21 protein-coding genes and 1 pseudogene are annotated in these 23,516 nt (G+C 68.7%); 14 read left to right on the top strand and 8 right to left on the bottom strand.

Going from position 1 to position 23,516, the window contains the following annotated elements; all coding sequences use genetic code 11:
• Positions 1-30: 30 nt before the first annotated feature.
• On the top strand, positions 31-999 hold the full coding sequence (locus PV646_RS25835; protein WP_500344772.1) for an ArsR/SmtB family transcription factor: 969 nt from the start codon (positions 31-33) through the stop codon (positions 997-999).
• Positions 996-1,736, top strand: a complete 741-nt coding sequence (locus tag PV646_RS25830; RefSeq protein ID WP_500344771.1) for a DUF1684 domain-containing protein — start codon at positions 996-998, stop codon at positions 1,734-1,736. Before PV646_RS25835 ends, PV646_RS25830 begins: the two co-directional genes overlap by 4 nt.
• Before the next feature lie 9 nt (positions 1,737-1,745).
• Here PV646_RS25830 and PV646_RS25825 read toward each other — a convergent pair whose 3' ends face one another.
• Complete coding sequence (locus PV646_RS25825) at positions 1,746-2,621, bottom strand: hypothetical protein (protein WP_500344770.1); 876 nt, start codon at positions 2,619-2,621, stop codon at positions 1,746-1,748.
• 312 nt (positions 2,622-2,933) lie between these two features.
• Here PV646_RS25825 and PV646_RS25820 point away from each other — a divergent pair, with 312 nt between their 5' ends.
• Positions 2,934-3,806, top strand: coding sequence for a helix-turn-helix domain-containing protein (locus tag PV646_RS25820; RefSeq protein WP_500344769.1), 873 nt, complete (start codon positions 2,934-2,936; stop codon positions 3,804-3,806).
• A gap of 15 nt (positions 3,807-3,821) precedes the next feature.
• Here PV646_RS25820 and PV646_RS25815 read toward each other — a convergent pair whose 3' ends face one another.
• Positions 3,822-4,109 (bottom strand): DUF397 domain-containing protein, encoded by a 288-nt coding sequence (locus PV646_RS25815; RefSeq protein ID WP_500344768.1) that lies wholly within the window; start codon positions 4,107-4,109, stop codon positions 3,822-3,824.
• Between the two features lie 40 nt (positions 4,110-4,149).
• Between PV646_RS25815 and PV646_RS25810 the strand changes: the two genes are divergently transcribed.
• The 3 genes from PV646_RS25810 to PV646_RS25800 are packed head-to-tail and all read left to right on the top strand — an operon-like array spanning position 4,150 to position 8,740.
• Complete coding sequence (locus PV646_RS25810) at positions 4,150-5,508, top strand: AfsR/SARP family transcriptional regulator (protein WP_500344766.1); 1,359 nt, start codon at positions 4,150-4,152, stop codon at positions 5,506-5,508.
• Positions 5,505-7,757, top strand: coding sequence for a hypothetical protein (locus tag PV646_RS25805; RefSeq protein ID WP_500344765.1), 2,253 nt, complete (start codon positions 5,505-5,507; stop codon positions 7,755-7,757). Before PV646_RS25810 ends, PV646_RS25805 begins: the two co-directional genes overlap by 4 nt.
• Positions 7,754-8,740, top strand: coding sequence for a hypothetical protein (locus PV646_RS25800; RefSeq protein ID WP_500344764.1), 987 nt, complete (start codon positions 7,754-7,756; stop codon positions 8,738-8,740). Before PV646_RS25805 ends, PV646_RS25800 begins: the two co-directional genes overlap by 4 nt.
• Here the strand turns inward: PV646_RS25800 and PV646_RS25795 are convergent, their stop codons facing one another.
• The gene (locus PV646_RS25795) at positions 8,741-9,757 is read right to left on the bottom strand and encodes a LacI family DNA-binding transcriptional regulator (protein WP_500344763.1); all 1,017 of its coding nucleotides are present in this window, start codon (positions 9,755-9,757) and stop codon (positions 8,741-8,743) included. It lies immediately after the preceding gene.
• A gap of 200 nt (positions 9,758-9,957) precedes the next feature.
• On the opposite strand from PV646_RS25795, the gene PV646_RS25790 reads away from it, so the two are divergent.
• Complete coding sequence (locus PV646_RS25790; RefSeq protein ID WP_500344762.1) at positions 9,958-12,630, top strand: AfsR/SARP family transcriptional regulator; 2,673 nt, start codon at positions 9,958-9,960, stop codon at positions 12,628-12,630.
• Here PV646_RS25790 and PV646_RS25785 read toward each other — a convergent pair.
• Together PV646_RS25785 and PV646_RS25780 are read right to left on the bottom strand one after the other, a co-directional pair.
• Entirely contained in the window at positions 12,616-13,089 is a 474-nt protein-coding gene (locus PV646_RS25785) for a hypothetical protein (RefSeq protein ID WP_500344761.1), read from the bottom strand. The two genes, PV646_RS25790 and PV646_RS25785, sit on opposite strands and share 15 nt — an antisense overlap.
• Before the next feature lie 54 nt (positions 13,090-13,143).
• Positions 13,144-14,577 (bottom strand): sigma-70 family RNA polymerase sigma factor, encoded by a 1,434-nt coding sequence (locus tag PV646_RS25780; RefSeq protein ID WP_500344760.1) that lies wholly within the window; start codon positions 14,575-14,577, stop codon positions 13,144-13,146.
• A gap of 190 nt (positions 14,578-14,767) precedes the next feature.
• On the opposite strand from PV646_RS25780, the pseudogene PV646_RS25775 reads away from it, so the two are divergent.
• The 3 genes and pseudogenes from PV646_RS25775 to PV646_RS25765 form a co-directional block, all read left to right on the top strand.
• Positions 14,768-15,313: pseudogene (locus PV646_RS25775) on the top strand (trehalase-like domain-containing protein); the annotation flags it as partial.
• Positions 15,290-15,730, top strand: coding sequence for a glycoside hydrolase family 15 protein (locus PV646_RS25770; protein WP_500345086.1), 441 nt, complete (start codon positions 15,290-15,292; stop codon positions 15,728-15,730). The pseudogene PV646_RS25775 and the gene PV646_RS25770, both read left to right, overlap by 24 nt.
• A 47-nt stretch (positions 15,731-15,777) precedes the next feature.
• The gene (locus PV646_RS25765) at positions 15,778-16,074 is read left to right on the top strand and encodes a YiaA/YiaB family inner membrane protein (RefSeq protein WP_500344759.1); all 297 of its coding nucleotides are present in this window, start codon (positions 15,778-15,780) and stop codon (positions 16,072-16,074) included.
• A 1-nt stretch (position 16,075) separates the two neighbouring features.
• Here PV646_RS25765 and PV646_RS25760 read toward each other — a convergent pair whose 3' ends face one another.
• Positions 16,076-17,290: a sensor histidine kinase gene (locus PV646_RS25760; protein WP_500344758.1), complete on the bottom strand. Its 1,215-nt coding sequence runs from the start codon at positions 17,288-17,290 to the stop codon at positions 16,076-16,078.
• Positions 17,287-17,970 (bottom strand): response regulator transcription factor, encoded by a 684-nt coding sequence (locus tag PV646_RS25755; RefSeq protein ID WP_500344757.1) that lies wholly within the window; start codon positions 17,968-17,970, stop codon positions 17,287-17,289. Before PV646_RS25755 ends, PV646_RS25760 begins: the two co-directional genes overlap by 4 nt.
• Positions 17,971-18,103: 133 nt before the next feature.
• On the opposite strand from PV646_RS25755, the gene PV646_RS25750 reads away from it, so the two are divergent.
• Genes PV646_RS25750 through PV646_RS25735 form a run of 4 tightly spaced genes read left to right on the top strand, consistent with a single transcriptional unit; the run spans position 18,104 to position 22,789 of the window.
• A complete protein-coding gene (locus PV646_RS25750) occupies positions 18,104-19,309 on the top strand; it encodes an ABC transporter ATP-binding protein (protein ID WP_500344756.1) in 1,206 nt (401 codons plus the stop codon).
• Complete coding sequence (locus tag PV646_RS25745; protein WP_500344755.1) at positions 19,306-20,592, top strand: ABC transporter substrate-binding protein; 1,287 nt, start codon at positions 19,306-19,308, stop codon at positions 20,590-20,592. Before PV646_RS25750 ends, PV646_RS25745 begins: the two co-directional genes overlap by 4 nt.
• A complete protein-coding gene (locus PV646_RS25740) occupies positions 20,589-21,887 on the top strand; it encodes an ABC transporter permease subunit (RefSeq protein WP_500344754.1) in 1,299 nt (432 codons plus the stop codon). The genes PV646_RS25745 and PV646_RS25740 overlap by 4 nt, the downstream gene beginning before the upstream one ends.
• Positions 21,884-22,789: a carbohydrate ABC transporter permease gene (locus tag PV646_RS25735; RefSeq protein ID WP_500344753.1), complete on the top strand. Its 906-nt coding sequence runs from the start codon at positions 21,884-21,886 to the stop codon at positions 22,787-22,789. Before PV646_RS25740 ends, PV646_RS25735 begins: the two co-directional genes overlap by 4 nt.
• A 161-nt stretch (positions 22,790-22,950) precedes the next feature.
• Here PV646_RS25735 and PV646_RS25730 read toward each other — a convergent pair whose 3' ends face one another.
• Positions 22,951-23,514 carry an AMIN-like domain-containing (lipo)protein gene (locus PV646_RS25730; protein ID WP_500344752.1) on the bottom strand — a complete coding sequence of 188 codons (564 nt, stop codon included), beginning with the start codon at positions 23,512-23,514 and terminating at the stop codon, positions 22,951-22,953.
• Positions 23,515-23,516: the final 2 nt, after the last annotated feature.

Raw genomic sequence — 23,516 nt, 5'->3', positions numbered from 1 at the left:
TCCCGCGTAACTGATGTAGCGTTGTGCTACATGATCGAGTTCGTGCTCGGTGAGTCCGACCTGGTGGACGTGCGGTTCGCCGTCTCGCCGCTGAACGAGCTGACGCTCAGCCTGCGAGTGCTGAAGGATCCGGCCAAGTACCCGCTGCACCTGCCGTGGGTGCGCACGATTCGTGACGTCGACACGGAGGTCCTGCTCGCCCTGTCCACCGACCGAGGCTGGACACCGGACTTCCTGAGCCCACGCCCGGTCACGCCGTTCACCCGCTTCGAGGACGAGTTCGCCGCCCTGCACGAGATCCGCACCCTGCGACGTGACTACCGGGCGGTGTTCGGGGAGGTGCCCGCCGTGCTCCGCGACCGCCGGCGGGTGCTCGACGCGCTGGAGACCTACTGGCACGCGGCGCTCTCGCCCCGGTGGGACCGGATGCGCGCGGTGCTCGAAGCCGACATTGCGCACCGAGGCCGCGCCATGGCCCAGCACGGGCTCGGGACGATGCTCTCGGGGATCTCCGAACGGATCTCCTTCCGCCCTCCCGTGGTCCAGGTGAGGATCGCCGGAGTGCCGCCCCGGCGCGTGGAGGCCGGAGGGCAGGGGCTGACACTGGTGCCCAGTGTGTTCGCGCGGCGCACGGCCGTGCCGGTCGATCCTGGCGCACCGCCGTTGCTGATCTATTCCGCCCGTGGCGCGGGCACGGTGTGGGAGACGGGCCGCAGCAGTGGGCCCGAAGCGCTCGTGGGCGTCCTTGGCCAGGTGCGCGCGGATCTGCTGGCCGAACTGGCACAACCGTGTTCGTCCACGGACATCGCACGTCGCACGGGCGTTACGACCTCGGCGGTGAACCAGCACCTGCGGGCGTTGCGCGACGCCGGTCTGCTGGCATCACAACGGCACGGCCGGAGCGTGGTCTACGCGCGCACGGAACTCGGCGATGCCCTCGTTTCCCACTCCGTGGAACAGGGAAGCGACACCGCAAGTTCGTCGTTCGCAAGGACATGAGCTTCGCGGAGGACTGGCAGACCTGGAAGACGGAGCGGGAGAACACGCTGGCCGACCCGTACGGGTGGCTGGCGCTGGTCTCCCTCGACTGGCTGGAGACCACCCCACGCACCTATGACGGCCTACCGGGCGAGTGGTGGCAAGACGACGACGCGGCGTACTGGCGCAGCGAGGGGGAGACACAGCGCTTCGAACTCGTCCAGAGCGGAGCCGGTACGCGCGTCACGGCAGGGGACGTCGAGATCGAGATCGCCCGGCGCGGCGGCTACCTCATCCGCGTGCACGACCCGAAAGCCCCGGTGCTGCGGGACTTCAAGGGTGTTCCGGCGTACGACCCGCAGGAACAGTGGGTGCTGGAGGGCGAGTACGAACCGTTCGACCCGCCCGTCCCCACGACCGTCGGTGCTGTCGTGGAGGGCCTAAGCCACGTGTACGAGGCACCGGGCCGTGTGCGGTTCAGCTTCAACGGCGCCGAACACACGCTGACGGCGTTCAACGGCCGCAACGGTGGCCTGAGCATCCTGTTCACCGACGAGACCAGCGGCGTCACCACCTACGCGGCCAACCGGCAACTCGCGGCCACCCCGCGCGACGGCAAGGTCGTGCTCGACTTCAACCGGGCGACGAACCTGCCGTGCGCGTTCACCGACTTCGCCACCTGCCCGCTGCCACCCGCGGGCAACCACCTGGCGTTCGGGGTCGAGGCGGGGGAGAAGACGCCGTACGAGCGCGGCTGAGGCCGTACCTCACTCGCAGGCGGTGCCGTCCTTGTCGCTGTCCAGTCCGTAGATGTCCGTGCCGATGACGCGGATCGGGCCTGCCACGTAGGCGGGCCCGTTGCCGCTGCCGCCGGCGCAGTCCACGTCCGACGCGATCGGGACGCAACCGCTGTAGTTCGGGTCGCACGCGGGCTTCGGCGCGGGCTGCGGCTGCGGCTGGGGGTTGGGCTTCGGCTGAGGTTGTGGCTGGGGCTGGGGTTGCGGCTGCGGCTGCGGGGCCGCCGGGGGAGTGGTCGTGGTGGTGGTTGTCGTCGTGGTCGACGTGGTGGTGCTGGTCGGCACAGTGGTCGTGGTCGTCGTGACCGGCGCGGAGGTGGTGGTGAGTCCCGCCGCTGCCTTGTTCACGTCGGTCGGACCGTTCACGATCGCCCCGATGACGCCGATCCCGAAGAAGAACGCGAGCACACTGGCCACACCGATGGCCACCGGCGCCACCCACGACTTGCGCGTCCCCGCGACCGGGACGACCGCCCCACGAGGGATCTCCCGCGGCATCCGCAGCGAGATCTGCAGCAACCCGTTGGCACCGCGCTGGACGAACGCGGCACAACCGGTCGCCCCACCGCCGGACTCCACGTGCATCAGCACGGGCGCATACCGTTGCGACATCAGGAAAGTCAGCTCACCCACGCGGTACCCGTCGAGCCGCACCTCGATCCCGCGCTGACCCCGGTACTTGCCGGCGGCGATCATGCACCACGTCAGGTTCACGGCGACGTGCCGCGTCACCCCGTCCGGCACCGCATACCGGGAGAGCACGTCCTGGTGGTGCTGTTCGCCGGTGACGGTCACCGTCACCTCGCCGGGAACCATCACCAGACCGGCGGCCGAGTTCTCGATCACTGTCGCAACTCCCTCGGGGGTGGGCTTGTACGCCTCACCATCGAGAACCCACTCCAGGTGTTACCGACGGTGCCTCAAGGTTGTGCCGAACGAGTGAAAGTCCGCCCGATCGGTCACGGACGGTGGATGTTCAGCGATGTAGATCGCTCTTGCGGGCGTGTTCAAGTTGCACCTGGACCGCGAGCGCGTAGATGAAGTGATCGACCTGAATCACCTGATCGCACCATCGTCCAGCCGTTGACACCCAGCCTCTTCCTGCTTCATTGTGACTCGCGATGAATCATTATGAATCACGCGTGACGGGCAGGGGATGTGGTGGATGACCACGTTTCCGCCAGGCAGCTTCTCGCTCAGGAATTGAGGCGCCTGCGCCTGCGGACCGGTCTGTCAGGCAGAGAACTCGGTCGCAGGGCGTCGATCAGTCAGTCGAAGGTGTCCAGGATCGAGGCGGGCACGGCGTTGCCGACCGTGTTCGAGGTCGAGCAGTGGGGGAGGGTGCTTGGAGCTCCGGTCGAGACCGTGCGATCGCTCGCGATCATTACCGGCAACGCGCATCTCGAGGCGCATTCCTGGGCGGCCGCGCTGTCGGGCGGGAGGCACCTGCAGCATGTGATCGGCGACTGGGAGGCCGCTGCTTCCATCGTCAGGACCTACCAGCCGTCGGTCGTGCCAGGCCTGGTGCAGACAGCGGAGTACGCCCGCCGGGTTTTCTCCTTGTTCACCCCCGGTTATGAGGACGACGCACTGGCGGCGGCTGTCGCCGGGCGCGTCGGGAGGCAGCTCGCCCTGTACGAGGCAGGGCGGAAGTTCGAATTCCTGATCACCGAAGCCGCTCTGCGCTGGCGGCCAGGGCCGCCGCACATCCTGCTCGCCCAGCTCGACCGGTTGCTTTCGATATCGACCCTGGACAACATCGACCTAGGTCTGATTCCACTCGACGGCGAAGCATTGGCAACCTATGCACACGGATTCGTGATCTACGAAGGTGAGGACGAAAGTGTGGCGACCGTGGAGATGATCCACGGTCCGCTCACGCTCGATTCGGAGGATCAAGTCGAGATCTATCGTCAGCGATGGGCGCTGCTGCGGGAGATGGCAATGCACGGAGACGAAGCCCGATGCCTTCTCGACGACCTGATCAGCCGACTGAGGCGTCACGCCGCACGCGACGGCGGCACGGCGTGACACCTCTTTGTCCGCTCAGTACAAGCCGAATTCGCCGTCGAGCACGCCGTACAGAAACGCGGTCCACTCGGACTTGGTGAACCAGAGAGCGTGGCCTGCGGGGTTCTTCGAATCCCGCACCGCGACGCCCTTCCGTGTCAGCGCCACTTCGACGCACTCGCCTCCGCCATCGCTGAAGGTGCTCTTCTTCCAGGTGAGTTCGTGGTTGTCCATCTTCTTCTCCTTTGTCGCCGGCCGTTCGGTGCGGCCATGGGAGAAACGATGGACGCCGTGATTGCCGAAGCGTTGGCGGAGAGATTCCATCCGGTTGGTGAGACATTGCCTTCTTCGAGAAAGAGGTGCTGTGGAATTACCTGGAGAGCAGGTGGACTTCCGGGTCTGGGAAGAGGTGGGCATCTACGTCGAGGGGCACCGCGCCGGCCTCGGCAAGAAGGCCTCCTGGCTACTGGCCCGCTTGCTGCTGAACGGCGGACGACCAGCGTCACTGGAATCGCTGTACGAGTGGCTGTGGGACGACCCGCCCGTGAGCGCGGAGACCGAGCTGGCCAAGCAGGTGGGGGAACTCCGCGATGCCCTGGCTCAGGCGGGATTCCCCGGCGCGTTGCAGAGCAAGGACGGCTTGCGCAGCTTGAAGGTCCCCGATGGGCTCGTCGACGTGCGCAGGTTCAGCACGCTTGTCGGGAGAGCGCGATCCGCGGACAGGCGGACCGCGGAAGGGCTCCGTGGTGCCGCCTCGGTGTTGGCCGAGGCGCTTGCTCTCGCTGTGGGTGATCCGTTGGCTGGTGTGGCGACATCACGTGCTGCCGGGGAACGCCTGCAACTCGAGGCGGCGCGGCGTGACGCACAGCAGCTCGCCGCCGAGGTCGGCGTGGAACTCGGGCACCACCGCGAGCAGATCGAGATCGTCACGCGACTGCACTCGGCGCATCCGGAGGACGCGGCCATCACGTCTCTCACCGCGCGGACGCTGTACCTGTCCGGCCGGGCGGCCGATGCCGTCGACACCTTCACCCGTCACCGGGAGGCCCTCGACGAGTGCGGTCTCCGCGTCAGTCAGGAGATCCAGGACATGCAGACCCGTGTGCTCCGCGACGACCCCGGCCTGCAACCGCTCGTGCAACAAGAATCCGGCGCGTCCGAGGGCCGGCTCGTGCTGGCGCTCAAGACCGAGGCCCGGGGGTTCGAATCCTTGCGAGCGCTCATCCCGGACGCGTTCGGGCGCGACGACATCGCGGTGCGGATCACGACCGGACATCTGATGTGCGATCTGCCCCGGGACATCTCCCCGCGCGTGGTGCTGGGACGTGGGCTCGGCCGGCTCTCCGATCTGGTCAGGCAGCCCGTGAGCGCAGGTGTCGCGATGGGCGACTTCGACCGGGCGCACGATCTCGCCAACTCCCGGTCCGCGTTCGAACAGTTGCGTGCCGCGTCAGGCAGCTACCTCGTCATCGCGATCAGCAGTGAGCTGTACGAGCTCGTCGACCGGCTCGACCGCGTGGCCTATTGCCGAGCCGAGGACGTCAACGGATGGGTGCGCGTTCCCGGTCACTCCCTGCCACCGGGCAGGCCCCCGGAGACCCAGTCCGCGGAACAGAAACCCGCACAGAAGTCGTATTCGGTCGTCTTCAACGGGACGACGTCGATCGGAACTCAACACAACGGCGATGCTGTGCACCACAACTACTTCGGGGGTGAGCGGTGAGCGACGAGACGCCTGCCGCGGCACCACCACCGGACTCCGCGACGGCCGACGCGGGCAAGCCGGGCACCGAGCCGTCGGACAGTTCCCCGTCGTCCGGGCCCGGTGGCGCGAAGGAACCCGACCGGCGTGATCTCGACGAGGCTTATCTCCGGGGCAGAGGCCTGACGACCGCGGGCGCGATGACCTTCAACCGCGACGCGTCCATCCAGGACCTGCAGGTCGGCGACCGCTACATCTACTACAACTTCAGGTCTTCGAGCGCCGGTGGGGATTTCCGCGCGGTTCCGGTCCGGGACGAGATCCTCCGGTGGGTGCGCAGCCGCTACGTGCTGGTGGCCGGCTACGACGATCTGCTGGGCACGTTGGAACAGGCGCGGGTGCTCGTGCTCAACGGCAGGCCTGGCACGGGACGCTTCACGACGGGGCTGCGGCTGGTCTGCGCTCTCACCACGGGAAAGATCTTCCGAGTCGACGGCAGTGATCCGATCAAAATCGACGAGGCCGGTATCGAGCGTGGCAGCGGCTACGTCATGGAACTCGCACGCCCTCAGGCCGAAGCACTGACCGAGCTCGACCTCGACGCGCTGGCGGCCAGGTTCGCCGCCAAGGAGTCGTACCTGGTGGTGATCTGCCACCGCGACGGGCAGAACCACGTGCTCGGCGGGTTCGCCAGGACGTGCCCTCCTCCCGACATCTACGACCTGGTTTCCAGACATCTCAGAGATGAGTTGCGCGACGACGACTGCGATGCAGACGAGGTGCTCGAACAGCTCTACACCAACCGGGGTCTCCGAGAGGCGCTCGCGGCGGACCCCAAACCCGCTGAAGCGGCGCAGATCGCGGGCTTCCTGGCGGAGATGGCGCGCGGGGAGATCGATCTGTCCCAAGTGGAGACTCGGGCGGCCCTGCTGGTGCGCAGGCAGGTCGAGGAATGGTTCGCGGAGCTCTCCTGTCCAGCCGACGCACTGCCGGAGGCATTGCGTCTCAACGCTTTCCGCATCTCCCTGGCGGTGTTCAACGTCTCGGAGTACGACGTCGTCGTGAAGGCGGGTGCGGCCCTGGCCACCACGTTGCTGAAGAAGATGAGAGGAGAGCACGCCAGGAAGCCGGAGGAGTCGTTGTTCGCCGAGGACCACGGGGTCAACCTGCCCGCCTCACGCGCCACCATGGAGGACGGCACCGTTTCGTTCGGTGGCATCGAGACTCCGACGAAACTGGTCATGTTCGCCGACGAACGGTTTCCCGTCGTGCTGCTCAGCCACCTCTGGCACCGGCACCACAAGCTGCGCGAAGCCGTCCTGGAGTGGCTCACCGAGCTCAGCGACGACCGCAGACCCATGGTGTGGGTGCGGGCCGCGCAGACGATGGGCTTGTTCTGCTCCTTGTCCTTCTCCAGCACCTTCACCGACAACATCGGTCCGTTGGCGGCGACCGAGGGAGCCGATGGGGAACATCGCCGGCGGTTCGCCGCCATCGCGCTCGACCAGGCCGCACGTGACGAACGCATGGCGGACGCCGTGTTCGAACGCCTTCAGGAGTGGAGGCGGTACGGCAGCGAGGCCCAGCAGTGGACCGCGGCGGCGGCGCTCGGCTACGACCTCGGACTGCACCGGATCGACAAGGCGCTGCGGGAGCTCCACGTGCTCGGCACCCCGTCCGAACGCCGGTCCGTGTTGCCCGAGACCGGGTACAACGATCTGGTGCACGCGGCCGCGCGCAGCGTCGCGAACCTCCTGGCGTTCGGCGCGGTGTCCTCAGTGCTGGCCCGGCTGGCCGACTGGACGCGGAGCAACAGGCAGAGCGTTCGCGACCTGGCTCGATGGACTGTCGCCTATCTGGTCTTCTGGTGCGGGCACTCCCGCAACGTGCTGGTCCAGCGCGCCGGGCGTGACCGGATGGGCACCGAAGACAAGAAGCGCTGGCCACTGCTGCTCACCTTGCTGGAGGAGAACCCCCAGCACACCTGCGACGTCTCGGAGCTCGTCAGGTGGGGACTGCGCGGGCGTGACCAGGGCGAGGTCGTGCAAGGGCTGTTCCGTCAATGGATCCACGCGGCGGAGAAGGACGCTGCCTGCCTCGACGCGCTGGTCGCCTTCATACCGCACCTCATCGCCGGGCACGGCGATCTCCGCCGCCTGCAGCACCTCGTCGAACGGATGCGGCGCGACTGGTCCGACCCCCTTGACGAGGACATCGCACTCGTTCTCGAAGGCTCCATCCTGCCGCTCACCGAGAGGACCGCTTCATGACCCGCCAGTTGTCCCAGGACGAAGCCATCTCGCTGGCGCGCCGTCTCGTGGTGGCCGACGAGAACCCCGCGGCTGAGGAGGAGAGCGAGGAGGACACCCGGTTGTCGCCGGAACGCCCTCGTGAGGTCGTGGGGCCGATCCTGGGAGACTGCCCACTCGGCAAGTGGGACGCGTTGCGCGGCCGCATGCCGGCGGATGCCCGGACCGCGAGGCTTTTCGTGACGTCGACGGGGAAACGTCTCTTCTTCGCGCCGGACCAGCAGCCGTCCGCGGGCAGGCTGATCAGGCAACGGGTGTGCCACGTCTACGAAATCGACATGGGTACGCACCTGACGCGAGTCGAGACGAAACTGCCCTGTCGTGGGGACGACGTCTTCTTCGACGCCGTCGTCGAACTGCGCTGGCACGTGCAGGACGCGGAGCTCGCTGTCAGTTCCGGGGTCACGAACGTCGGCAACGAGCTGATGCCGGAGATCACCAGATGTCTCCGCGGAGTCACCCGCACCTTCGAGGTCGGCGAGGTGCGGGAGGCGGAAGAACAGGCTCTCAAGGAGCTGACCAGTGGTGACCCGTTCGGGCAGAGGTTCGGTCTGCACGTCGAGATCTTCCTCACCCTCAGCATGGACGAACCCAGCCTGGTCCACGCCGCGCTGGACCGGAAGGTCGAACGGATGCGGGGCATCATCGTCAAAGGTGACTACCACCAGTTCGCGTTGCAGCTCTCGGTGCGGGAGAAGAGCATCACGGAGGTCATGCAGGTGCTCGCTCAGGAACGCCAGAACAGCAAGCAGGTGGTGGTCGAGTTCCTCACCAAAATGCTCGAGTCCGACGCGATCGAGCGCTGGGAGATCGAGGACGACCTGCGCGTCCTGCTCCAGTCACTGCGTGAGTGGAGCAACGGGGAACTCGCCGGCGTGCAGGAGACCAGGTCGACCTCCCTGGGGACCGGCAGGCGTCCGATCGCCGGTGGTGACAAGCGCTGATCAGGCGCTCGACCGCACGACCAAAGAGGTGGGCAGCAGCAGCGAGGGCGGCAGCCCGTCCTCGCCCGCCAGTTCCGCGAGCAGCCGCCACGTCATCGTCCGCCCGAGCTCCTCGACGTCCTGCCGGATCGTCGTCAGCGGCGGCGTGGCTGTGGCGGCGAACACCGAGTCGTCGAACCCGACCACGGCGACGTCCTCGGGAATGCGCTTGCCTTGGGCGTGCAACACCTGCAACGCGCCGAGCGCCATGATGTCCGCGGCCACGAACACCGCGTCGATGTCGGGGGCCTTGCGCAGCAGCTTCTCCATGGCCCGTGCGCCGCTCTCGGGCGTGAAGTCGCCGTGTGCCACCAGATCCGCGGTGAGCTTGGCCTCGCTGAGGCCGCGCTTGAACCCGCTGAGCCTGTCCGCGCCCACGGCCATGTCCTTCGGGCCGGCGACGGTGGCGATCCGCTTGCGGCCCAGCGACGCCAGGTGCCGCGCGGCCTCCAGGGCGCCGGTGAAGTTGTCGGCGTCCACGAACGGGACCGTCGTGCCCAGCGGCCGGCCGCCGGACACCACGGGCAGGCCGATCTCGGCGAGCATCGGCACCAGCGGGTCCTCGCCGTGCAGGCTCACCAGCAACGCGCCGTCGACGTGCCCGCTGCTCAGGTACGTCACGAGGTCGCCGGGGTCGTTCGGCTGGCTCATCATCAGCAGCAACTGCATGTGGCGGCCCGCCAGTTCGGCGTGCACGCCGCGCAGGACACCCGCGAAGAACGGGTCGGACAGCACGCGACCGGTCGGTTCCGAGACGACGAGGGCGATGGCGTTGGCCCTGTTGCCGGCGAGGGCGCGCGCGGCCTGGTTGGGGGAGTAGCCGAGTTCCGCGATGGCGGCGTGCACGGCCTCCCGGGCCTTCGCGCTGACGTACTGCTCGTCGTTGATCACGCGCGAGACGGTCGACTTGGACACTCCGGCGACCCGCGCGACCTCTTCGATCCGGGGGCCGGGACGTCGCTTCGCCGTCTCGGTCATGCGGTCATCCTAGGCTGCCTGGCCGGACCACGATCTGCTCAGGTCCATCTTCGTTCCCCCTCTTCACAGCGGCGTGCGCCAAGTTTCCAAGATCGTCCGCACAAATTCCGCACAGCACCCCCGAGTTCTGGCACCATGCCCCCCGAGGAGGGCTAGTGCGGTATCGGCTTCTTGGGCCGCTGCAGATTTGGCGTGGGGGCGTGGAACTGCGGCTGGGCGGGCCCCGGCAAAGGGCACTGCTCGCGGCGTTGGCACTGCATGCCAACGAGACGGTCAGTTTTGAACATCTGAGCGAAGCGGTGTGGGAATCTCCACCCGCGGCTCCCGAATCGAACATCAGGACCTACGTCGCCGCCCTGCGCAAGCTCGTGCTGGACGACCTCGTCACCGTTCCAGGTGGATACCGGCTCAAGGTGCCGGACGGTGAGGTGGACGTCGCGGTCTTCGAAGAGCTGTGCGCGGCGGGCGACGAAGCCCTGAAACAGGGCGAACACCGTGCGGCGGTGGCGAAGTACGCGGAAGCGATGGCGTTGTGGCGTGGCCCGGCGCTGGACGGCCTCACCGTGGGGCCGCGGCTCGAAGCGGAGCTCACGCTGCTGCAGGAACGGCGGCTCACCGTCGCCGAGCAGCACGCGCGGCTGTCGATCGAGCTGGGCCAGGGCGAGCGGCTGATCGCCGAACTGCGGCGGCTGACGAAACAGTTCCCGTTGCGCGAACAGCTGTGGCTGCAACTGATGCACGCGTTGCAGCGGGCCAACCGGTCCGCCGAGGCGCTGCAGGCGTTCGAGGACGTGCGGGTGCTGCTGGCCGACGAACTCGGCACCGATCCGGGCGGCGAACTGCGCGAGCTGCACGCCCGGCTGCTGCGCGGAGACCAGCCGCGGCTGGTCCTGAACACGCTGCCGCGCGACGTCGCGGACTTCACCGGCCGCGCCGCCGAGATCGACCGGCTGACCAAAGCCGTCACCGGAAAGGCGGCCGTCGTGATCTCCGCGATCGACGGCATGCCGGGCGTAGGCAAGACGACGCTCGCCGTGCACCTGGCGCACCGCCTGGAGTACCCGGACGGTCAGCTGTTCATCGACCTGCACGCGCACACAGCGGGCCGTGCGCCCGTGGAACCGACAGACGCACTGGACGTGCTGTTGCGCGCGCTCGGCCTTGAAGAGATCCCTGTGAGCCTGGACGAACGGGCCGCCATGTGGCGGGGCGAGCTGTCCCGGCGCCGGTTGCTGGTCGTGCTCGACAACGCGGTGAGCGCCGACCAGGTGCGGCCGCTGCTGCCGGGTGTGCCGGGCTCGTTGGTGCTGGTCACGTCACGTGCGCGGCTGGTCGAGCTGGAAGGCACGTCGACGCTCACGCTGGACGTGCTCTCCGAGGCGGAGGCGTTGCAGCTGTTCGCCACGATCGTCGGCGACGACCGGGGCACGGACGAGGCGGCCCGCGAGGTCGTCGAGCTGTGCGGACGGCTGCCGCTGGCCGTGCGCCTGGCCGCCGGACGGCTCCGCAGCCGTCCCACGTGGACCACCGCCCACCTCGCGACGCGGCTGCGCGAGGGACGATTATCCGAACTGGACGCGGTGTTCGCACTGTCGTTCAGTCAGCTCCCCACCGGTCACCAGCGGCTCTTCGGCCTGCTGGGCCTGCACCACGGCACGGACTTCGACGTCGACCAGGCGGCCGCGCTGGGCGAGCTCGACCTGCTCGAGAGCGACGGCATGCTCGAAGACCTCGTCGACGTGCATCTCCTCGAGTCGACGACACTCGGCCGGTACCGGATGCACGACCTGTTGCGGCAGTACGCGCAGTCCAAGGTGGACTCCAGTCGTGCGCCGCTGACCAGGTTGCTCGACCACTTCCTCGACACGGCGAACCAGGCGACACGGCTGATGTCGCCCGCCGCGCGCAAGTACGAGGTCGACATCACCTACCGGCCGGCGTCGCGGCTGGTGCTGCGCGACTACGACCACGCGGTCGAGTGGCTGGAGACCGAACGCCAGACGCTCGTCGCTGCTGTGGCGTTGTCGCTCGACGGTGACTGGCGCACGCACACGTGGCAGCTCGCACGCGCGTTGACGTTCTTCTGCATGGTGCGCGGCCACACGCGTGACTGGGCCACGATCAACGAACTGGCGTTGGAGGCGGCGAAGGACGAGCCGGTCGCGCTCGCCATCACGACGAAGAACTACGCGATGGTGTTCTGGCAGACCGGGCAGTACCCGAGGGCCATCCACTACAACGAGCGCGCGATCGAGATGCTCCGCGAGCTGGGCGACCTGCAGGGCGTGGCGGGCACGCTGAACAACCTCTCGCTGGTCTACCGGACCCTCGGCCGCCACGCCGAGGCCGCTGACCTGCTCGAACAGGCCATCACCGTGGCGCGTCAGCTAGGGGATCGGCACCTCGAGTCGCAGGCGATGAGCAACGTCAGCAACATCTACAGCGCGCTCGGCCGGTACGACGAGGCGTTGCAGGCGTGCACGTCGGCGCTCGCGTTGATGCGCGAGATGGGCAGCCGCCGCGACGAGGCGGACACCCAGAGCGCGCTGGGCATGATCCTGCACGCGATGGGCCGGCACTCCGAAGCGTTGGAGGCGCTGGAATCGGCGTTGGCCGCCGTGCGCGCGATCGGTGATGTAACGACGGAGACCGTGGTGCTCAACTACCTCGGCGACGTGCTGATCGCCGCCGGACGCCCTGCCGACGCCATGGTGCGGCTGCGAGAGGCGCTGGAGCTGGCCGAACGGATCGACGACCGGCGTGAGGCCGCGAACGCGCACAAGCACCTCGCCCGCGCCGTCACCGATCCCGCCGAGGCCGCCCGGCACCAGAAGGAGGCGGACGAGCGGTTCGCCGCTCTAGGCACCGACTGAGCGGGGTCCCGGCCTCCCGCCGGGCAGCACCGCACCGCGCGGCAGCCCGTCCCGCAGCAACGGCAACAGCCGCGGATGCTTGCTCATGAGCACCGCGGCTGTGCCGTTGCGCTGCTGGATCCGGCGGCAGAAGTGGGGGGACAACGCCACCCCCAGATAGGCCTCCGCCCGCGGTCCGTAGACGACCGCGCCGCCGAGCCCGCACCACCCGGCCGCGACGGCCTGACCGTCCGCCCACAGGTAGCCCTCGACGTACACCCCGCCGTCGTGGCGGCCCGCCTCGCTGAAGGCGTCGCTGAACGTCACCTGGGGCTGCAGCCGCGTCCGGGCGCCGGCGGACCACCAGGTGCCGAGGTCGAGCACCAGGCCCTCGACGCTCGCGTGCGCCCACTCCGAGTCGTCGACGAGCGTGCGGAACGGCGCTTCCAGCCCGGTCAGCGCCGCCGTGAGCTCCTCCACCCGCTCATGGTGCGGTGCCCGCGCCGATCCCGCTGTCCGAAGTGGACTGAGCGGTCACGAGATGGTGATGGGAATGCTCACCTGCACCGGACCCGCCACGCCGGTGATGACCCCGTCCCCGGCCTTGGGACCCGCCTGCAGCCGCGCCCGGAACGTGATCGTCTGGCCGGGAGCGAGCGTCTGACCGCCCTCGCACGTGACGGTGCCCTTGCCGGCCGGGCAGCCGACCATCCCGACCGAGGTCTTGCCCGGCCCGACGGTCTTGATCTTGTCCGGCATCGTGAGCGTCAACGTCGGCAGGGTGGTCGGGGCGTCGCCGTTGTTGGTGATGCTGATGTTCATCTCGTTCGCCGGGCCCTCGGTCGTCATCGCGATGCTGCCGGGGGCCGACCCCGACAGCTTCGCCGCCGAGGGAGCGACCGTGTTGCTGGTCGTCGTCACCGCCGGTCCGCCGGTCCCGCTCGTGCCGACGCCGGGCGCGGCCGAGCCCGCGGAGGTGCCGGCCGCCGCCGTGCCGGAGGTCTGGGTGGAGCCGGACTGGCTCGGCTGACCGGATTGGGTGGCCCCGTCCGAGACGCTCGTGCTGGTCTCCGGAGCGCCGCCCGGGATCGTGGTCGCGGCCGAACCGCCGTCCGAGCTGACGACACCGGACGCGGCGACCACGACGACCGCCGCGGCCGAGGCGGCGACCCCGAGCCACGAGGTGAGGCTGATGGTGACGGCGGCGCCCTTGGTCGCGGTCGCGGCGGCGGCGAGGTAACCGGCGGTGCCCGTGCCGAGCACGATGGGGGCGACGAGCCCGCGCAGCGCGCCGTTGACGTCGGACAGTTCGCTGGCGAGCTTGCGGCACTCGGCGCAGTTGTCCATGTGTTCATCGATGTGAACGGCGTCGCGGCCCTTGAGACCACCACGGGTCCAGGCGCCGAGCTTCGTCACGGTGGGACGGCACTTCTCCGCCGGCTCCTGGTTGACGTGTGCCTGCAAGAACGCCTTGCGCAGGCCCTCGCGCGCACGGAACGCCATCGCGGAGACGCCGTTCGCGGTCAACCCCAGCAGCGGTGCGATCTCGCCGGGGGACTGGCCCTCGACCGCGGTGTGCCACAGGACCGTCTGCCACCGCTCGGGCAGCGTCGCGAACGCCGTCGCGGCCATGGTCTGGTCGAAGTCCTCGGCCGGCTTGTCGCGGAACGGCACGCTGGTCGCCTTGGTGGCGCCCGGGACCTCGTCGATGTCACCGGCGAGGTCGATCCGCTTCTCCTTGCGGGTGCGGTCGTACGCCGCGTGCCGCACCGCCGTCAGCAGGTACGGCCGGAACGACGCGCCGGGACCACCGCCTCCGCGCAGCGCGGCGAGAACCTTGGCGAACGCCTCCGCCACCAGGTCGTCGGCGTCCGAGGACGACGAGGACAGTTGCATCGCCAGGATGTTCGCCGAGCGAACGTGCCGTTCGTAGAGCTTGCCGTACTCCTCGACCTTGCCGTCTCTCACGGCGTCGATCAGGTCGGCATCCGACGGCGGTCGTCCACGCTGCCCGATCAAAGAAAGCCCTCTTAACGTGATGCCCTGGGGTGATACGCGGACCCTATCGACATGACTCAACACGAACAATCCACGCATCCGAACCTGATGTAATAAAAGAGGTTTAGGACTCGCGCAAGTTCTGTCCAACACAGGTCTGATGGCCCTAGCGCCTACTTGCGTTACCTGCGTGGACTTCCTGACCCAGCTGGTTCCGGTGCGCGCGGCCGTGCCGATCGAACGGCACAGCCTGCTCTCCGACCGCCGCGCCTTCGCCCTGGTCACACCGGACGCGGACGTCACGTGGCTGTGTCAGCCGGCGCCCGACTCACCCGCTCTGTTCGCCTCCCTGATCGGTGGCGACGGACATTTTTCGTTGCGACCCCAAAGGAACCAGCTGCCGCTGGGCCAACAGTACGCACCCGGCACGATGTCGGTGCGAACGCGCTGGACAGGGCTTTAGGTGACCGACAGCCTGGCCGGAGGACTGCTGCGTTCGGTCGAAGGGCGAGTGCCCGCGCTGGTGGAATTCGCTCCCCGTCCCGATTTTGGCCAGAACGTTGTCCAGTTGGAACCGGTCCCGGACGGCCTGCGCGTCGGGGGAACGCCGATCGAACTGCGTTCCCCCGGAGTGGACTGGCGGATCTCCGGCGGCACGGCCACCGCGGTGCTCACCCCGCCGGTGGTCCTCGAACTGCGCTGGGGCGCCCCACCGTCCACTGAGGACTGGAGTGACTGGTCCTCCAGGCTGCGCCTGCCGCGCACCCACCGCGAACTGGTGCGCAGATCCGCCCTCACGCTGCGCGCCCTGTGCCACCAGGACACCGGCGCCGTGCTCGCGGCCGCCACGACCTCGCTGCCCGAACAGATCGGCGGCGTGCGCAACTGGGACTACCGTTACTGCTGGCTGCGCGACGCCGCTCTCACCGTGCAGGCACTGGTGTCACTGGGATCGACGGGAGCTGTTCGAGAGCTTCGTGCGGCTCACCGGCCCGACCGGGCTGATGCCGGAGGAGTACGACCCGATCGCGGAGCGGTCGCTGGGCAACCACCCGCAGGCCTACTCGCACCTGGGGCTGATCCGCTGCGCCCGGCTGCTGGACGAACCGTGACCGAGACATGAGTAGCCGTACTCATGACAGTGCGGTTGTGGCCCAGGACTCTCGGAGCATGACCTCTTCCGCGCCCTCGCACACGCCGACGACCGCCGCGTTCTACGTGCAGGCGGTCCTCTCGTTCGGGCTCTCGCTGACCGCGGTTGGCATCGGAGTCGTGTTCCTGCCCGTCGACGGGTGGGTCCGCGCGTTCCTGGGCATCGCGATGCTCTACACGGTCACCTCGGCGTTCACGCTGGCCAAGGTGCTCAGGGACCGCCAGGAGGACACCTACATCACCAGCCGGGTGGACAGAGCGCGACTGGACAAGCTGCTGACCGACCACGACCCGTTCAAGGTCGACGCGGTCTGACTCAGGGGTGACCGTGCCACAGCCGCCACGCGCGAGGGCTCGCCGGCTCGTGGTGGCTGTCGGCCTCGCCGAACCGCAACCGGACCCGCGCGCCGCCCAGCCGACCGCGTTCGAGGTGGATGGTCCCGCCGGTGGCCTCCGCGGCCGCGCGGGCGATGTCGAGCCCCAGGCCGGTGGAACCGCCTCCGCTGCTGCCGCGGTGCAACGCCGACGACGGATCGGCGAGGCCGGTCCCGCCGTCCTCGACCACCAGCGTCACCCAGCCCGCGTGCCGGACGACCGACACCCCGACCGGTGCGGCGGGAGGCGTGTGCCGGAAGACGTTCTCCAGCAACGTGTCCACCACGGCACCCAGCGCGTCGGGTGACAACGGCACCCAGCAGGGTTCGCCGACGTCGATCTCGCACTCCCGGCCCTGGTCGGCGGCGTGCGCCGACCAGAACACCATCCGCGTCTCCACGACCGACGCCACGTCGCACGTGCCGGGCGACTCGCCCTCGGCCGGTTGCAGGGACTGGATGATCCGGTCGACGTCGTGGCCCAGCGTGCTGACGGCGCTGCGGATCCGGTCGGCGACAGGTCCTGATCCCACCGCGTCGGCGTCCAGCCTCAGTGCCGCCAGCGGGGTCCGCAGGCGGTGCGACACGTCCGCGATCATCTCGCGTTCCTTCGCGAGCAGTTGCGACGTGCGCGACGACGCCTCGTCGATCGACTCGGCCAGCGCCTCCAGTTCGCGGGGCCCCCGCAACCGCACCCGCCGCCCGACCGACGACGTCAGGTCCCTCAACGCGGCCATCACCGGCGTGAAAGGCCTGTGCCCCAGCCACACCGCCGCCGTCAGCGCCACGAGGGCAGTCCCGGTCACCAGGAATGCGGTGAGGAAAGGGAATCGCACCGCACCGGGCACCACCGAGACCACGGCTCCGTCGACGGAGACCACCGGCGCGCCCCCTCCGGCCCCGAGCCGCGCGCCGGTGCGCAGCACGACCGACAACCGGCCCTCGGCGCCGGCGGCCGTCCGCGCGATCGTCCCGCGGACGGCGTCGGCGTCCGGGGTCACCGCCAGCACCGCGGCGACGACGGCCGCGTCCCGCCGATCGGCCTCGGCAGCCGTGGCGGCGGCGTTCGAGTAGAGCAGAAACCCTGCCGTGGCAACAAAAATGAGGGCGACCAGCCCTGCGGCGAGCAGCAGGGCACGGGTGATCACCGCTCTCATTCGGGCGCCGCCAGCTTGAACCCGACGCCCCGGACCGTGTGCAGGTAACGGGGATGTGCCGCGGTCTCGCCGAGCTTGCGTCGCAGCCACGACGCGTGGACGTCGATCGTCTTGTCGTCACCCACGTACGGGTTGCCCCACACGGCCTGGATGAGCTCACGCCGCGAGATCACGCGCCCCGGCCGTTGCGCGAGATAGGCCAGCAGGTCGAACTCCCGCCGGCTCAGCGCCAGAGCGGAGTCGCCGAGCGTCGCCACGCGCTGGGCGAGATCGATGCGCAACTCGCCGAGTTCCACCACCTCGGATGGAATCGCGGCACCACCCGTGCGGCGCAGCAGCGCGTTGATCCGCGCGGCCAGGTGTTCGGACGAGAACGGTTTCACGATGTAGTCGTCCGCACCCGCGTTGAGCGTGCTCACGACCGAGGCCTCGGCACCCCGCGCGGTCGCCACGATGACCGGCACGTTGCTCACCCCGCGCAGCATCCGCAGCGCCGCGACGCCGTCCAGGTCCGGCAGTCCCAGGTCGAGTATCACCAGGTCCAGCTCGGAAGTCCCCGCCTCGCGCAGGGCGGCGACGGCGGTGCCGACGGCCTGCACGACGTGCCCGAGGTCGGTCAGCGCGTGCACGAGCGCCGCCTGGACCACCGGGTCGTCCTCGACCACCAGCACCTTCGACATACACGCAGCGTAAGCAGCGAACCCGTCGATTGGGAGAGGTGTCGCGAGCTTATCGAGATCGTGTTTCGTCCTTAAATCTCCCTTAGGGATGGCGGGCCTACGGTCTGCAATCACACCGAACCAGGGAGTTGGCGTGGCAGAAGTCGTTCTGACGGGGCTGGGCAAGGCCTACGGTGACGGCACCCGTGCGGTCACCGATCTCAACCTGGAGATCCGCGACGGCGAGTTCCTGGTGCTCGTGGGCCCGTCCGGCTGCGGCAAGACGACGGCGCTGCGGATGATCGCGGGCCTCGAGCAGATCACCGAGGGCACGATCCACATCGGCGAGCAGATCGTCAACGAGGTGCCGTCGCGTGACCGCGATGTTGCGATGGTGTTCCAGTCGTACGCGCTCTACCCGCACCTGAACGTGTACGACAACATCGCGTTCGGTCTCACGCTGCGCAAGCTCGCGAAGAAGGAGATCGACCACCGGGTCCGCGAGGTGGCCGGCGTCCTCGAACTGACCGAGCACCTCGACCGCAAGCCCCGCAACCTCTCCGGCGGGCAACGCCAGCGCGTCGCGATGGGCCGGGCGATCGTGCGGGCCCCGCAGGCGTTCCTGATGGACGAGCCGCTGTCCAATCTGGACGCCAAGCTGCGCGTGCAGATGCGGGCCCAGATCGCGCGCATCCAGCGCGAGATCGGCGTGACGACCGTGTACGTCACGCACGACCAGACCGAGGCCATGACGCTCGGGGACCGCGTGGCCGTCATGCGCCGCGGTGTGCTGCAACAGGTCGGGCCGCCGCAGGAGCTCTACGACCGGCCGGTCAACCTGTTCGTCGCCGGGTTCATCGGCTCACCGGGCATGAACCTCGTGTCCGCGAAGCTCGACGAGAACGACGGCCGCTTCTGGGTCTCGCTCAACTCCGACGCGTTGCTGCTGCCCGAATCCGTGCTGCAGCAACGGCCCGCGCTCAAGCAGTACGTCGGCCGCGACGTCGTGGTCGGCATCCGCCCGGAGGACATGGAGGACACGGCGTTGGCCGACGCCCGCGAGGGCGAGATCCTGCACTCCGTCGCCGACCTGGTCGAGGCCATGGGCTCGGACGTCCTCGTGCACTTCCCGGTCGACGTCCCGCCGGTCGTCACCGACGACACCCGTGAGCTCGCGAAGGACGCCGGCACCGACGACCTGCCCGGCGTCAAGGGCAAGGGGACCGTCCTGGTGGGACGGTTCAGCCCGCGCACCCGCATCTACGAAGGACAACCCGTCGCCGCCTGGGTGGACACGTCCCGGCTGCACTTCTTCGACCCGGCCACCGGGTCCTCGATCTGGAAGCAGGAGCTTCGATGAGGAAGCAATGGATCGCACTGCTCGCGTTGACCACCCTGGCCACCGCGTGCACCGGGGGCGCCGCGGAGACGGGGACCAGCAAGAAGTTCCCGGACCAGACCGTCGAGGTCGTCGGCCCGTGGACCGGTGACGAGCAGAAGAACTTCGAGCAGGTCCTCAAGGTGTTCTCCGACAGGACGGGCGCCGAGGTGAAGTACACACCCGCCGGTGACGAACTCCCGACGGTCGTGCAGACCAGAATCTCGGGTGGCACACCACCGAACATCGCGTTGATCGCCCAGCCCGGCCTCGTCGAGCAGTTCGCCAAGGCCGGTGCGCTCAAGCCGGTGAACGCCGACGTCGAGAAGGCCGTCACCGACCACAACGCGGCCGTGTGGAAGAAGCTCGGCACCTTCGACGGCAAGCTCTACGGCTTCGCCTTCAAGACCGCCAACAAGTCCGCGTTCTGGTACAGCGAGAAGGCCTTCCAGCAGGTCGGTGCCACGCCGCCGGAGACGTGGGACGACCTGGTCAAGGTCAGCAGGACGATCTCCGAGACGGGCCTCGCCCCGGTGTCGGTCGGCGGTGCGGACGGCTGGACGCTCACCGACTGGTTCGAGAACGTCTACCTGCGCACCGCGGGCCCCGACAACTACGACAAGCTCGCGAAGCACGAGATCCCGTGGACCGACCCGAGCGTGAAGAAGGCGTTGGAGGAGCTGGCGAAGCTCTGGGGTGACCCGACGCTGATCGCGGGCGGCGCGCTGCAGACCGAGTTCCCGAAGTCCGTGATCAACGTCTTCGGTGAGCCCTCCACGGCCGCGATGGTCTTCGAGGCGGACTTCGTCGCGAGCGTCATCACCACGAACACCAAGGCGAAGGTGGGGCAGGACGCCAAGTTCTTCCCGTTCCCGTCCGTCGCGGGCAGCAAGGACGCCGTGGTCGCCGGTGGGGACATGGCCGTGCAGTTCAAGGACGACGAGGTGACCACCGAGCTGATGAAGTTCCTGGCCTCGCCCGAGTCCGGCAAGGTGTGGGCCGAGCTCGGCGGGTTCCTCTCGCCCAACAAGGACATCCCGGAGACCGCCTACCCGGACGCCGTGACGCAGGAGCTCGCGAAGCGGATCGTCGACGCCGGGGACAACGTCCGGTTCGACATGTCCGACCTCGCGCCGGCCGCGTTCGGTGGCACCAAGGGCGCGGGTGAGTGGAAGGACCTGCAGGACTTCCTGGCCGACCCGAAGAACGTCGACGGCATCATGGCGCGGCTGGAAGCCAACGCGGCCAAGGCCTACGGAAAATGAGGCTTCGCAGTCCGAACGTGGACGCCGCGCCGGGGCGCTCGCCCCGGCAGGCGATCCCGTTCCTGCTCCCCGCACTGGTGGTGCTGGCCGCGCTGGTGCTGTACCCGCTGGTGTTCTCGCTGATCCGCAGCTTCTTCGACGCGTCGGGGGACGAGTTCGTCGGCGTGGACAACTACGTCGACACGTTCACCGACCCGAGGACGCTGACCGCGTTCCGCAACAACGTGATCTGGGTGGTCGTCGCCCCGGCGGCCGTCACCGGCATCGGGCTGATCCTCGCGGTGCTGACCGAGCGGATCAGGTGGGCGACGGCGTTCCGGCTGGTGCTGTTCATGCCGATGGCGATCTCGTTGTTCGCCTCGGGCATCATCTTCCGGCTCGTGTACGAGCAGTCGCCGGACCAGGGCGTCGTGAACGCGGTCGCGGTCGGCGTGCACGACGTGTTCAGCCCGGCCTCGAAGTACCCCAACGCACGGCCCCGTGACGGTTACGCCGCAACGGACGCGGGTTACACCGCGATCAGGCCGTCGAAGGCCGGCGACACGATCACGTTGCCGCTCATCGGGTACTCGCCGGTGGACCTGCCGCCGCAGTCGCTGCCGGCCTCCCCTCCGGCCGCGGCCACCGAGGAACTGCGCGGGGTCGTCTGGCTCGACGTGTCGGTCGGCGGCAAGACGGGCACGGTCGACCCGACCGAGCGCGGCATGCCGGGCATCGCGGTGGAGGCGGTGCGGGACGGCCAGGTCGTCGCGCGCACCACGACCGGTGACGACGGCAGGTTCACGTTCCCCGACCTGGGTACCGCGGCCGTGACCGTGCGGCTGCCCGAGGACAACTTCACGCTGCCGTTCCGCGGCCTGACCTGGCTCGGGGCGTCGCTGATCACCCCGGTGATCATCTCGTCCTGGATCTGGATCATGACCGGGTTCGCGATCACGTTCATCGCGGCGGGCCTCTCGGCGATCCCGCGCGACGCCCTGGAGGCGGCGCGCGTCGACGGCGCGACCGAGTGGCAGGTGTTCAAGCGCGTCACCGTCCCGCTGCTCTCACCGGTGCTGCTGGTGGTGTTCGTGACACTCGTGATCAACGTGCTGAAGATCTTCGAGCTCGTGTTCGTCATCGCGCCGGGTTCGGTGCAGTCCGAGGCCAACGTGCTGGCCCTGCAGATGTGGCAGGTGTCCTTCGGCACGGGCGGCGACCAGGGGGCGGGCAGTGCGCTCGCGGTGATCCTGTTCCTGCTGGTGGCCCCGGCGATGCTGTTCAACATCCGCCGATTCCGACGGGAGCGGTCATGACCCCGGTGGCCGAAGAGGTCCGCATCGACGTGCCCGTCTCGGGTGTGCCGAAGCGGGGTGTGCTGACGCGGCTCGTGGGCCGGCTCGGCAACGGTGTGGTGCAGGTGGTGCTCGCCCTGGTGGCGGTGTTCTGGCTGGTGCCGGTGTTCGGCCTGCTGATCGCGTCGTTGCGCGACGAGTCGGCCAACACGGCGAGCGGCTGGTGGACGATCTTCACCAAACCCGCCGAGCTGACGCTGTCCAACTACGCCGATCTCGTCTCGAACCACACGGTGTGGCAGTCGTTCCTCAACACGTTCTACATCGCCGTCCCCGCAACGGTTCTGGTCGTCGTGATGGCGTCCCTGGCCTCGTACGCCCTGGCGTGGATCGAGTTCCCGGGCCGCGAGACGCTGACCGTCGTCGTGGTGGGGCTGCTGGTGATGCCGATCCAGGTCGCGCTGATCCCGGTGGCGAAGCTGTTCGGGGCGCTGGGGCTGTTCGGCACGATCACCGGCGTGGTGCTGTTCCACGTCGCGTTCGGCCTGCCGTTCGCCATCTTCCTGCTGCGCAACTTCTTCACCGGCATCCCGCGCGACCTGATCGAGGCCGCGCGGATGGACGGCGCGACGGAGTGGGTGATCTTCAAGCGGGTGATCCTGCCGGTGGCGAAGCCGGCGATCGCCTCGCTGACGATCTTCCAGTTCCTCTGGGTCTGGAACGACCTGCTCGTCGCGCTGGTGTTCGCGGACCAGGACTCGGCGCCGATCACGGTGGCGCTGCGGGCCCAGCTGCGGCAGTTCGGCACCAACATCGACATGCTCTCCACGGGCGCGTTCCTGTCGATGATCGTGCCGCTCGGGGTGTTCCTGGTGTTCCAGAAGTACTTCGTGCAGGGCGTGCTGGCGGGGTCGACGAAGTGACAGGCCGGTCCTCCGAACCCGTGTTCCGGCCGGCTGATCCGAACCGCGCGCACGCACTTGTACGCGTCCTTTGCGTCGCCGGCACATGTACAGACCAGACACCACGTGGCCTTGCCCCGGTCCGATGGCCGGGGCAAGACGGTGCCTGCTGACGGGCAGTACTACCAGCGGTGCGCGACGTCGATCACCAGGCGACCGGTCGCACCCGGCCCGTTGAGCGTGAACACCCGGAACGGCAAGCGGGCGCGGACACCCATCCCGAACTGGGTCTGCCCCTCGTACGTGCCGAGGAACGCGACTTGGCGGAAGGTGGCGAAGCCGGCGGTGTTGACCGCCTGCATCGGGTTGGCGGGACTGTAGGTCGGGTTGTAGCCCGCGTCGTGCGCGGCCGAGCCGACGATCACGTTGAGGAACGCGCCACCCGCCAGTGGAACGGGGAAGCCGCTGCCCTGCTGGTGGACGGCCGGCACGTAGGAGACGTGATACCACTCCGGTGCCGGACCTCCGCCCATGTCGACCACGAGCCGGTCGTAGCAGTCGTGCCGGCCGGCGCGCACGTTGTTGATGGTTGCTGTCGTGTGTGTGTAGCTGGGCCCCACTTTCTCCAGTGAGCCCCATGTGATGCCGCAATACGGTGCGGCTGCGGCGGACGCGGACGGTGCGAACAGTCCGGCCAGGGTCAGCATTACCGCCAGTGCGGCGACGCGTCTCAGGATCTTTCCCATGT

The organism is Streptomyces sp. ID05-26A (assembly GCF_033794685.1).
Classification (GTDB): Bacteria; Actinomycetota; Actinomycetes; order Mycobacteriales; family Pseudonocardiaceae; genus Lentzea.
This window is presented reverse-complemented; position numbering and strand designations above follow the sequence as displayed.